Genomic DNA, 12809 nt, shown 5'->3' on the forward strand with positions numbered 1-12809 from the left:
AATATGATAAAAAATATAAGATTAATCTTGTTGTCATTGGTATTGGTAGGAAGTTCTTCATGTAAAGGCTTTCTGGACGAATATCCTGATTCGGCAATACCTGAAGAAATGGCGATGGAGACACTTGATGACTGTACCACTATCGTTACAGGAATATACAGCGCCTTTAAGTCAGGCTACCTATATTCTGGAAGCATGACACTTCTTCCGGATATTCAGGCAGATATGGCGTATGCTTCGGATGCTAATATGGGAGTTTATACCGAATTCTACCGCTGGCAGTTTAAACCGACCAATGCAGATGTACAGGGAGTTTATGCTTCATTGTATTCTATCGTATCTACATGTAACTTTTTTATTGAGAATATAGAGAAAGTACAAAGTAAGCTTACTTCAGATGCAGAGAAAGAAGAACTGGAAAGACGTTTGGGTGACGTGTATTTTGCTCGTGCACTTGCATACGCTGAATTGATTCGTTTCTACTGTGAAGCTTACGATGAAGACATTGCCGATAAGGAAGAGATGGGAGTTTCACTGAAGCTTTCGTATGCAGATGCTTCTCCTGTTAAACGCTCTACACTTCGTGAATCGTATGCACAGGTAATCAGTGATCTGGAATTCGCTGAAAAGTATATTCCGTCTTCACGTTCAGTGGCTGACAGTCCTTATTTTAGCATCGGTGCGGTAAATGCCTTGAGATCTCGAATCTATTTGTATATGGGCGGAACAGGCAATACTCCTGATGCAGAAGCAGAAAAGAAGAATCTTGAGAAGTGTATAGAATATGCAGGCAAAGTTATCAATTCTGATATATATGAATTGTGTAACGGAACAACCGGTAGCGGATCAGATTATGAGAAAATCTGGTCATTCGATACAGGTTCTGAAGTAATCTGGAAGGTTGCAATGAGTTCAACTAGCCTTGGTTCTTCTTTGGGTAAGATTTTCTTGAACTTCGTAGCTCCCGATTATTATAATCCGGATTATGTATTTGCGGAAGAAATTCGTAAACTGTTCTATGAAGGCGATTGCCGTTCTTCTCTTTTCGTAACAGATTACACTGTAGGTACAGGACATGACCAGCCAATGGTTATCAAATATTTTGGTAACACGAATTTGGATGGAGGAGCTACCAAGAAGTTTATTAACATGCCTAAGGTATTCCGCTTGTCGGAAGTATATTTGCTTCGTGCGGAAGCATATTATAAGCTTGGATTGGAAGAAGAAGCTAATGCGGATATTACAGCCATCCGTAAGAAACGTATCACAAGTTATGGTAGCAGTGGTGCTTCTGGTGACGATTTGTTTAAGGAAATCCAGAACGAACGTGCTATAGAACTTTATATGGAAGGTTTCCGTTTGTCAGACCTGAAACGTTGGAAGTTGCCTATACAGCGTAAGAAACAAATCTATACTGTAGATGGTCCGGACAATAATGAGTTGAATATACCTTATAACAGTACCAAATATTGTCTGACCACTTGGCCTATTCCAAAACATGAGTTGGAAGCTACAGATGGTGTGGTGAAGGGCAATGCAAGTAATGATTTATAAAATTGAAGTAAGACATGAAAAAGAATATTTTTTCGACCTTGTTTGGTTTGCTTCTGATGGTAGCAGGTTTTTCTTCCTGCAATCAGGAAGAGAAATTTTACAATGGCCCCCAGTATGCTTTGTTCAGTGATTCACTCTACCTGATGCCTGTAGTGGAAAATCCGGATGAAGTATTTACGGTTCCGGTTGGTGTGACTAATGTAGCAGACTATGACCGTCATTATGCTGTAGAGGTTGTTAATGAGAAATCAACAGCCGTACGTGGTTATCATTATGACTTTGTAGACGGAACGGAAAACATCACGATTAAGAAGGGTGAAACAACCGCAGAGATTAAATTGAAGGGAGATTATAACAAGTTTATGCGTGAAGATACGCTGAAAGCTTGTTTTCGCCTGATTGCTCCAAAAGAAGAGATCTCTTCTGCTTATAAAGACGAAACTGTAGTAGAGATGTTGCAGTGCAAATCATTTGTTATGGATGAGTTCTTGAAGGAAGGCGGAAATATTGAGATGATTGCTTCCTTTCCTTTTGGCGAGAATGCAGCTTCTTATTTGGTGAAGGGTGAGAAGATAGACGATCACTCTATGCAAGTATATATTTTTGACGATGAGGAAAGATTGCCTATCCGTTTGAATTTTGACGATTCGGACCCGTTGAATCCTACTATTACCGTGCCTGAACAGGAAGCTTTCTATGAAAGTTCGTTCAGTAGAGTATATGTACGTTCTGTAGAACAATATCCATGTTACTTCAATACTTACGAAAATTTCTTCGTCCTTTGGCTTGAAGTATTTGTTCCTCAGGCCGGAAGCTTTGGTGTGTATCAATATGCTTTCCGTTGTCTGACTCAGGAAGAAGCCGATGATATGAATAACGGTGTTGGATAATAACTTTAAAAATAATAATTATGAAACAGATAAAAAATTTGGTTTGTTCATTGTTGCTGTCTGTTTGTGGAGCAACAATGTTTACAGCATGTTCCGAAGATAATGAAGCTATTGACGCTAAAGATTTGGAATTGAGTAAAAGCGAGCTGGTTTTCTTGGCAGAACCGGGCGAAGCTCAAACGGTTACTTTTACAGCTAATGCTGATTGGAAAGCCACTTCTGAGCAAGGTTGGATTTTGATTGATACTCCAGTTGGAAAGAAGGGTGAAAGTTCTGTCAGTGTATCTGTAAAGCAAAATCTAGAGAAAGTATCACGTCAGGGTAATGTGATTATTACCGAACCTTCTACTGGCAAGATGGCATCTTTTAAGGTGATTCAGGAGGCAGAAGGAGTAGACTTTGCTGTAAGTAAAGAAGTTGGAGAACTGGCTATTGATAGTGAGAATAAAGTAATTTCTGATAGAATTAGTGTAGTTGCTAACTTCGATTACGATATACAAATTAAAGATGTAGATTGGGTTACGTATTCTATTGATGAAGTAACTAAGGACATCATTTTTTATGCTGACAATGAAAAGGCAACGACAGAAGCAAAAGATATTATTGTAAATTTCGTGCCAGAAGAAGAAAATGTGGAAACACAGTCCTGGACTTTGAAATGGGGAGGATTTACTCCGACTGTAGAATTTTATAGATATAAAGTGGAAGGAGATGTACAAAGTGAGCTGATTCCTGTTACTGATGCAGTGGAATTAATCAGATCAGAAGGTAAAACTCAAGTTTCATTGGTTGTAAAATCGAATGTCCCATGGACGTTATTAACTGAACTAGATAATACAATTATTGGTGAAGTAAGTAATGTAGAACAAGGAGAGAACCTGGATCGTATTTTTACAAATTCACTGACAATATTCCCAGTCTTTGATGAACAGAAATTGGATTCAGAAGATAAATCAGCTACACTTTCTTTTGGTTATGAAAATGCAGATAAAAAAACGGTTGACATAACTTTATTGAAGAAAGGTGTTGGAGATAATTATATTGAAATTGATAATAAGGCATTTAATAAATTGACTGCAGATCTTACGGGTACTGGATGGAAAATGTTTCCTGCGACAGCAGAGGATGGAAGCTTGTCTATTGAAATTGAAGTACGTGCAACTACTCCTGAGGTTTACCCTATAGTCATGTATTATAATAGTGTAAATGAGACTTATGCACCAACTACTCCTATGGTAATTACATGTAAAGATGTCTCTGCAACGCGTGCTATAGCTCAGACAAAGACATTTAGGCTAGAAGTAAAGGATCGTAGTAAATCTATGAATGATGATGGAGAGGCTAGATATTTTAAATTATTTATGGCCGAAAATGCAGATTTTACGAAATTCTTTGATCCTACAGATGAAAATTGGACGGCTTTTAAGTTAAAGGCGAATGTAATGGGTATTTGTGAGAGTATCCCTTTTGGTCAAGCTGCTTATGTGAAAGAATATACGTTTGAATCAGAAGATGTAAGTAAAGTAACCCCACCTGTGCATAAGATTGGAGCTGATGGTGGAGTCTTGACTATTAATTATTCTTCAGACGAACCTGGATATCTTTCCATATATAGTAATGTAAATCTGATAGATAATGATAAATATATTGAATCAGGTGAACTATATGAAGTTCCATGGGCTAGTTTGGATTTTGACTCTTATAAGCCTGGAAAAGAGTTTAGTTTTAAGATAGAGAAGAATGAAACAGGAAGTGAAAGATCTGTAAAAGTATATATAGGTGCATGGCTTGGTGAAGGAAAACCTGAACAGTATTTTGGTGCTTTTGAGATTAGACAGGCTGCTGCAACTTCTACTTCAGAACAATAATTTAGAGGAACGAAATGAAATATAAAGATATAATAAACAAACTAATGTTACTCCTGCTTTTTGTTGCAGGGGTAACATCTTGCTCGGACGAAGATTCTGAGCAATTGGAGAGCGGATATGGATACGTACAGTTTCATGTGGCATCTGTAGGAACCCGTTCTTCGCAGGAACTGGAATATTTGAGTGAAGCCAAGAAAATAGAGGTTACACTCTTGAACAATGATAACCGTATCACGCAGACACTGAATCTTACGTCTGTAGAAGGTATGGGAGACATGGGCTTGACTTCTGAAAAATTGCAACTTCTGGATGGTGAATATAAACTGCAGAGCTATACACTTTATGGTATATCAGAAATAGTTGGTAACGATCTTGAGCCATTGATACAAGTAGATTTGGATGAACTCACTCCGTTTGAAGTTATGTCTTCTTCTATTACAAAAGTGGATGTGGATGTAAAATCTATTGTAAGAGGAAAGGTTTCTTTCTTGCTGACGAAAGATTTGTCGGCTTTTGATAATATAAAAGGTGAGGCAAATAAATCAACATCAAGAGCTATCGAAGCAGATGTAGAGCAAAATCCGAATGAATTTAATTATAACAACATTGAAAGTGTAGAGATTTTCTATAAGAAAAAAGGATCTCAGCAACAGCCTTTCAGCCGTTTATGTAAGGTGTATCGCGATTATGAAACCGGATTGTTCCGTACGGATACACTTGCTATGGAAGCAAAAGAGTATGAAGTTACTCAGTTGAGAATGTTCGCATCAAATGAAATGGTTCTTCTTTTGGCACAGGATATGAAGGATTGTTTTGTCAATGTATTGGCAAATGAAACAACTTCTTCTGATGTACCGGTGAAATACGATGCAAATAATCTGGCTATAAAAGATTATATCGCACTTTTCAATATTTGGAAAAATATGAAGGGTGAAGAATGGAGCTATTATGGAGAAAACTTCCCGATTGGTGCAAACTGGCGTTTTGAAAATCGTCCGGTTGATGAATGGGGAAAACAGCCTTGTGTAACATTGAATAATGCAGGACGTGTCACTCAGCTTGATCTGGGTGCCTTCAACCCTTATGGAGATGTACCGGAAGATTTGTGTAACCTGACAGAATTGGAAGTGCTGTATTTAGGACATCATAATGAAGAAGGAGACCCAAGTGTCATTACAGATGAGACAAATGGGTTTGCTATTGATATGTGGAAACTGAACCATAATCCTAATTATAATTTCAAGAGAGATTACATGGATGTGTTCCGTGCTCGCATGGCGTTGCTGCATCCTTCTACGGTACGTACAGACTTATATAAACCGAAGAAAGGACAAGTAGACGTGAAGAAATATGCTACTCCAGTAACATACGGAAACAATCAGGGAAGACAAACAAATAGAATTAAGAGTTTGCCGAAGAATATTGGAAATCTGAAGAAACTAAGAGCAATGTTCATTGCCAATGGTTTGGTGAGTGAACTGCCGGAATCATTCAAGGAATTGACTTCTCTTCAAGAATTCGAACTATATAACTGTAAGAATATGAAAAAGGTTCCACAATGTTTAAAAGATTTGAATCTTGTGGTGCTGAATTTTGGTGTGAATCCTCAAATGTTTGAGGGAGAGGGAGCAACTGGAAATAATGATTTGAATAGCTTATTTGATAATGCAAATAACAATATTTGTAAGACATTGCAGTTGTTGTATCTTATTGGCAATAAGATTAGCGTGTTCCCTAAGAATATTATGAATATTGCTGACCTGAGAATGCTTGATATGACCAGAAATCGTCTTAAAGAACTTCCGGCATTGGTTGATGCTAGTGGCAATCGAAAATTTAATCCGGTTCAGGCATTCTTTGCAGATAACCAGATTACGTATATGGATGATAATTTCTGTGGAACGGACGATATTGAAAGCTTTAGCGTGACCAATAATGCTTTGACAGAATTCCCTAATATGTATAAGGAAAAGATAAATGGCGATCCTGATGCTACAATATACGGAGCGACATCGTTGGATTTCTCTTATAATAAGATAAACTCTTTCAGAGGAGGAAAAGAAGGTAAGTTTAATGGAGTAAAGACTGAAACTTTGAATCTGATATCAAATAGATTTAAGACGAATAAAGATAATTGTGATCCGAAAAACGGTAATAGATGCTATTTCCCGGATGATTTGGTGGAATCCGGATCTATTGTTTTGAATCTCCAGCTTGCTAATTGTGAGTTAGATTCTATTCCAGCAACTTCATTTGTGGGACTGAAACGTCTGGTTGCATTAGACCTGAAGGGAAATCGTTTGCGCTATATTCCGATGGAGTTCGATTTGGAAAATTTCCCGTACTTTACTGGAGTAGACCTGAGTAACAATGCTTTTTCTATATTCCCTTCGAATATCTTTAACGTACAGGCAATGAGTAAAGTATTGTTGTCTGGCCAGTTTGAGATTAAGAAGATGAATGGCAAAGAAGTGACTGTTCCTTGTTTGAAGGCCTTCCCTCCTAACTTATCAAAAGCATTAGGATTACGTGCTCTGGATATATCAGGTAATGATATACGTAAAATTCCAGAAACAGATTTCCCTACTCAGTTAGCAGAATTTAATGTGCAAAGCAATCCTAATTTGGAGATGGTAATTCCTTCAGAGGTATGTACGTTTATTCAGATGGGTAGAATGTATTTATATTATGATGCTACACAGATGATTACAGGATGTCCTATCTTGGAAACAGAGAACTAATTAAACAGAAGACATTATGAATAGATTTATAAATAAAATATTAATCATAGCAATAATCAGTCTTATTACTTTCTCATGTAAGGATGATGATGCTACTCCAGTAGCAGGCATTGAGATTGACAAGACTGAATTGAATTTGTATGATGCAGGCGGAGAAGAAGAAATCTTTGTCAAGGCTAACGGGGAATGGATTGCCAAGTCTGATGCTTCGTGGTGCATGGTATCTCCAGCTAATGGAAACGGAGATGCAGAGTGTAGAGTTGTAGTGGATCAGTCTACTCGATATGATGAGCGTACAGCAAAAATTACTTTCATCTGTGGTTCTGATTATAAAGAGGTAAAGGTTACTCAACTTGGATATGCTCCGGTTATTAAAGTAATAACAGAAGAAACTTCTTTACCTTATTATGCAGATGAAGAAAAAGCATATTTTGATGTAGAAGTAATGGCTAACGTGCCCTATGAAGCTGTTATTGAGGATGCAGAGGCTGCAGACAAATGGCTAAGTACAGATAAAGACTATAAGTATGAGTATACGCCGTCATTGACTAAGCCGGAAACACAAACTTTCAGATTCCATTATGATATTAATAGCAGCACAGAAAATAGAACGCTTGCCATTAGCTTTAAGGAAAAGAAAGAGGGGGGGATTGTAAGTACATATAAGGTGACTCAGGAGCACATGGAACGGATTATTCCTTCTCGTCGTGGTGACTCTCTGACAGTGGTGACATTGGCTCGTCTGATGGGATTGTATGGTACATACTGGGATACCAGCCGTCCTATTACTCACTGGGACAATATTGAAACGGAAGAGATTCAATATGAATATGTGGATGAGGTAGCAGGTATTAGAAAAGATTCAATAGAAGAACGTATTGTAGGCATCAGTTTCTTTATGTTCGACACAGACCGTTCTATCCCGTTCCAGATTGTGAACTTGAAAGAACTGCGTACATTGGAAATTAAGGCAAACTCTAACTCTTATCTTCGTTCTATTAAGTTGGGTAATGAGATTACTAAGTTGGATAAACTTCAGAGTTTGTCACTCTATGCATATGGTATTAGTGAACTTCCGGCACCGGAGGATTGGGCTAATATGAGTAATCTGGAAGAGTTGAATTTGTATGGAAATAGCTTCATTGAATTAGGGGCTCCAAACAAACCGGGTAGTTTGCTGTGGTCTTTGAGCGGTCTCTCAAATGGCAGAGTGATTACCAAGCAGGATGGAACAAGCATGACTGTGACGAGAAAGAAATCGTTAAAATACTTAGAACTAGGTGGTAACCGTAAAAAAGATTCAATGGATGATATGACAGATATACCATTGGGAGTTAACTGGAAGACTGATTTAGGGCTGACAGGAGAAGTGGATGAGTCTTTATTTACTATGTTCCCTGATTTGGAGCATTTAGGAATTGGTTATAACTATTTATATGGAGAACTTCCAGAAATAGAGGGTAATGTGTTGCCAAAACTTCGTTCTTTCCGAATAAGTTTGAATAAGTTCTCTGGTAATCTACCTAACTGGGTTTTGAAACATGCTAATCGCAATTGCTGGGACCCAGATATACGTGTATTTAATCAAACAGGTAAACCTCCTAAGGAAGCGAATAGTGAGACGGTTGGATTTACTAACCTGAAAGATTTTGATTATAGCACACCTTGTCCGGAGGAAACAGAAGAAGCTGTGACTACAGCCCTATACCTGCCGGAACTGAATGATTACGAAAAGACTAAGGGCGCACCTTTGGCTGGTTACTGGCGCTATTATGAACGTTTTAATTTGTGGAAGAATCATGAAAATTAAAAATTACTTATTATACTGTTTAGTATTGTTTACTGCGTTTTTTATCTCTTGTAAGGATGAAAATGCAGAAACACCCCTTGCCGAAGGACAAGGGGAAGTCACTTTCCGTTTTTACGAGCATACTGTATATACAATTGATGATATTGCAGATGTAGCACGTATTAAGGTTACCCTTCAGAAAGAAGGAAGCGAGGAAGAATTGGTTCTTCCTACTATTGATGTAAATGCAGACGGAGAAGAGATGGTGTCTGAAGTACTGCGTTTGGATGTAGGTACTTATTCGGTAGTAAGATACATTGCATACAATAATAAAGGTGATCAGATACATGACATGTATTTGCCAGAGTCTGGTGATAATACATTTGTGATTAAGCACGAGGAAGCAGTAGCTTTTTATTTCCCTGTAAATATCCTTGAGGTACAATCAGCAGATATGCTGAAGAATAAGCTTTTTGGTTTATGTACGGAAATCCTTGGCCCGGATTCTACATTGTGGCCTAAGACTTGGAGAGAAGAAAATGATGACTTCAAGACTTGGGAAAATCTGGAGTTTGAGGAAGATGGTAATCATAATATTCTTTATCTTGCAGGTATTGTATTTGATGAGAAATTTAAGGGTATGAAGAAATTGCCTGCAAACATTTCTCGTTTTACGACACTTGAGAATATTATGATTCGGGATATTCCTGAGTTTGAGGAGTTGCCTATTGAATTGAACGAAAGTAACCTGCAGTCATTGGAGATTATCAATACTTCTTTGGCTTCATTACCCGAAAACTTGCAAATTAAGCATCTATACAAGATTTCTATTATTGACAGTAAGTTGACAGAGTTCCCTTCATGTTTGAGTAACCATAAGGGACTGGAAATGGTGGACTTGGTAGGAAATGAAATTGCTCAGATTCCTGAAAATGCGTTTGACAACTGGGAAAAGCTATCTCAGCTACGTATTCAGCGTACAAAAATCTCATCATTGCCTGCTAATACATTTACTAAGTTGTATAGAGTGTATACATTTGATTTCCGTTGGAATGAAAATCTTTCTACTCTTCCTGTAGATGTTCCGCAAGAACATACTAAATTCCAAGGGTTGTTGCTTGACGGATGTGCTTTTACAGATATTCCGGAAGCAGTAGGTAAGATTAGGGAATTGAGAACACTTTCAATGGCTGGTAACAAGTTGACTACTGTTGATCTTAGCAAATTGAATATTGGCCATAATGAACTTGATCAGGTATTCTTTGATAATAACAAATTGACTTCTTTTGGAAAATTGCAAAGCGATAAGATTATTCTTGTTAGCTTGAATAATTGTGGTCTGACTGAAATTCCAGATTTGTCAGGAATGCCTAATTTGCGTTATTTGTCAGTGGCAAATAATAATATTGCTGCAATTCCTGTTGGCAAGTTTAAGGATAATGCACTTCTGTCAGTAATAGATTTGTCTGAAAATACTACATTGTCATCTGTTCCAGCTGATTTTGGGGTGTACACAGAAACGAAAAATAGCAGAAATGATGTGCCAGTCAATCTAACAGCATTGGATTTGGATGGTTGTTTGTCATTAACTTGGACCGTTCCGGCAAATTGGTGCTGTATAGAAGGTGAATACATGTTTGGGGGTAACGGTGATAAACTATTGCCTGCGCATCCTGTTATTGTTTATAATCGTGATGCGAAGGGAGTTACGTATGAGAAATGTTGGAATAAAGATTGTCCGTTTAGACTTGAAGCCAATCATTATCAGTTGAATTTTGCACAAGATTTTGATGAAATCTGGGCTGAGTTACATAAAGAGAAATAAATTTTATTCATTCTAATTATCGCCGGACGGCATGGAACGTATTTCTATCCGTCCGGTTTTCTTATTTTTGGTGTATCATGAAATATTTGTATACAATTTTTTGTGTTTGCTTGTCTTTGTCCTTGCTGGCTTGTGACTCTGAAAATGAAGCGCAAGAAGGTGGAAAGCAGCCTGAGACCCCAGAAGTTCCAGAGGATTCTGTCTGTGAGATATTATGGGATAATTCTCATTCTTATTTTATGGGTTTGAAAGGGAACCCTGTTGAAATGATCGAGAAACGTATTCAGGAAGAGGATGGTGAGAAAATAGAAATGCCTTATGTTTATTCTTTCAATGAAAAGGGAAATTTGGTGAAATACGATCCTTTTGGGGTGACTGAGCAGGCTAGCCGTTGGGTTCCGGTAGATGCGCGAATTTCTACTTACCAGTATGATGATAAGGGAAGACTTGTGGTTGCATTGATTAAGACGGTTGGAGCTTCAGGAGATGATTTGGTGTATACTATTGAATATGGGAACCATAATTTGTATGTCCCATTGCCTTTTGCCGTAGGAACGTTGGATTTTGTGTTACAAAAAGGAGTTGCTACAATTAGAGAGAATGGGAATGTGTTGTTGACTTGTGACGGAGTGAATACTGCTTTTTATACAAACGAAGAATCTACGGGGTTCTTTAAGTTAAAAGTGGAAAGAACGTATCAATATGATAATAAAAAGTATCCTGTTTCGTCTGTGGAAACAAAGACAATGCAGGCAATGATTATTTCTAAGCAGACTGTGAAATATGATTTTGATGAGAATGGCTTCTTATTAAATCGTGAGATTCTAACGGATATGTCTGGTGAATATGAAATGCCGGAAGGTAGCTGCTGGGAGAAAAAGGTTACAACTTATGACAATGAGTCTTATATGGCTGCTCAAAAAACGACTGTAGATTATGTCAATATAATTGAAGGCATGGAAAGCGAAAATCACTATGAATTGCAGTATTGGTATAATGATAAGAAGTTTTTGACAGGCATTACCAAGAAAACTGCTGGATTAACTTCTGGAGAAGATGCAGAAGAATCATATAGCTATTCTTCCTTTGATGAACAAGGTAACTGGGTGGAAGGTCATTATTGGTTGAATACTGACGTGGATGAAACTCATTTGACAGGTGATTTCATTGTTCAGCGCAAGTTCGTTTACTAATTTCTGATAATGAGTTGCATTATTTGTCTTTTATGACTTTTAATGCAACTTCATTGTTTATAGTCTTTTTTTCTATAATTCTAATAGAAACCAGCTGAGACTTCTTTGGGGAAAAATAAATAGGTAATTCGTATGTCTCATGTCCAGCCAAAGTGATTTGTGTTTCTTCAAAAAGGATGCCTTCTATATCAGAACTTAGAGTTACTTTTACTGCTTGGGGTGTTGCATTGATTAATGGAAATGTTCGCATGAAAGTCTGACCCTCTGAAGCTTGTAGGGTAGCTCTTATATTTTTTAATTGTAATTTCCCCAATACATAATGATAGCCATCTATCAGATTTTCTGGGGCAATCACATTTCCACTTAAATATAGATGTACAGGATTTTTGCTATCTGCAAAGTATACAGTTATCTGTTTCTTGAAATATCCTTTTATGCCTATGGGATTAAATGATACTTGAATCGTACGTTGCTCTCCTGTTTGTATAGGTCGTTTGTCAAATGAGGGAGTTGTACATCCGCAGTTCGATGCAATTCGTGTGATGGCAGTGGGATGCTTAGAATTATTCTTGAAAGTGTAATTGATCTTTTGTATGTCTCCGTTTGATTGAATTGTGCCTATTTCCTGATTATAGGTCTTAAATACGACTTGCGATGATATTTGATTGCTATATAGTATTGAAACGATAATGATTAAGTAGGTAAAGATGGCTTTCATTGTGCTATGCCTTTTCAATATGTCATTATAGAGATAGGTTGATTTGTAGAAAGAAAATAAAAAATCCCGATTTCATTAGAAATCAGGATTTGTATTTGTGGTGCCACCAGGAATCGAACCGGGGACACAAGGATTTTCAGTCCTTTGCTCTACCAACTGAGCTATGGCACCATCGTTTTGCGGTTGCAAAGATAGAGCAAAATCTTTAATCTCCAAAATAAATGAGATGAA

General features: G+C 37.5%; 8 protein-coding genes and 1 tRNA gene. 7 read left to right on the forward strand and 2 right to left on the reverse strand.

What is annotated here, in order from left to right; genetic code table 11:
• Positions 1-3 precede the first annotated feature (3 nt).
• The 7 genes from BACPLE_RS16675 to BACPLE_RS16705 all read left to right on the forward strand — a co-directional run bounded on the left by BACPLE_RS16675 (position 4) and on the right by BACPLE_RS16705 (position 11860).
• Complete coding sequence (locus BACPLE_RS16675) at positions 4-1554, forward strand: RagB/SusD family nutrient uptake outer membrane protein (protein ID WP_007564112.1); 1551 nt, start codon at positions 4-6, stop codon at positions 1552-1554.
• Between the two features lie 14 nt (positions 1555-1568).
• The gene (locus BACPLE_RS16680) at positions 1569-2444 is read left to right on the forward strand and encodes a DUF4843 domain-containing protein (protein WP_007564114.1); all 876 of its coding nucleotides are present in this window, start codon (positions 1569-1571) and stop codon (positions 2442-2444) included.
• A 20-nt stretch (positions 2445-2464) separates the two neighbouring features.
• Complete coding sequence (locus BACPLE_RS16685; protein ID WP_148374554.1) at positions 2465-4312, forward strand: BACON domain-containing protein; 1848 nt, start codon at positions 2465-2467, stop codon at positions 4310-4312.
• A gap of 44 nt (positions 4313-4356) precedes the next feature.
• A complete protein-coding gene (locus BACPLE_RS16690) occupies positions 4357-7053 on the forward strand; it encodes a DUF4458 domain-containing protein (RefSeq protein ID WP_167535728.1) in 2697 nt (898 codons plus the stop codon).
• A 16-nt stretch (positions 7054-7069) separates the two neighbouring features.
• Entirely contained in the window at positions 7070-8863 is a 1794-nt protein-coding gene (locus tag BACPLE_RS16695; protein WP_007564120.1) for a BACON domain-containing protein, read from the forward strand.
• Positions 8826-10667, forward strand: coding sequence for a leucine-rich repeat domain-containing protein (locus tag BACPLE_RS16700; RefSeq protein WP_167535729.1), 1842 nt, complete (start codon positions 8826-8828; stop codon positions 10665-10667). The genes BACPLE_RS16695 and BACPLE_RS16700 overlap by 38 nt, the downstream gene beginning before the upstream one ends.
• Positions 10668-10744: 77 nt before the next feature.
• A complete protein-coding gene (locus BACPLE_RS16705) occupies positions 10745-11860 on the forward strand; it encodes a hypothetical protein (RefSeq protein ID WP_007564124.1) in 1116 nt (371 codons plus the stop codon).
• A gap of 19 nt (positions 11861-11879) precedes the next feature.
• On the opposite strand, the gene BACPLE_RS18655 is transcribed toward BACPLE_RS16705, so the two are convergent.
• Together BACPLE_RS18655 and BACPLE_RS16715 are read right to left on the reverse strand one after the other, a co-directional pair.
• Positions 11880-12578, reverse strand: a complete 699-nt coding sequence (locus BACPLE_RS18655) for a DUF1573 domain-containing protein (protein WP_007564126.1) — start codon at positions 12576-12578, stop codon at positions 11880-11882.
• 98 nt (positions 12579-12676) lie between these two features.
• Positions 12677-12749: transfer RNA gene (locus BACPLE_RS16715), tRNA-Phe, on the reverse strand.
• Positions 12750-12809 lie beyond the last annotated feature (60 nt).

The sequence above is a fragment of the Phocaeicola plebeius DSM 17135 genome, from assembly GCF_000187895.1.
GTDB lineage: Bacteria > Bacteroidota > Bacteroidia > Bacteroidales > Bacteroidaceae > Phocaeicola > Phocaeicola plebeius.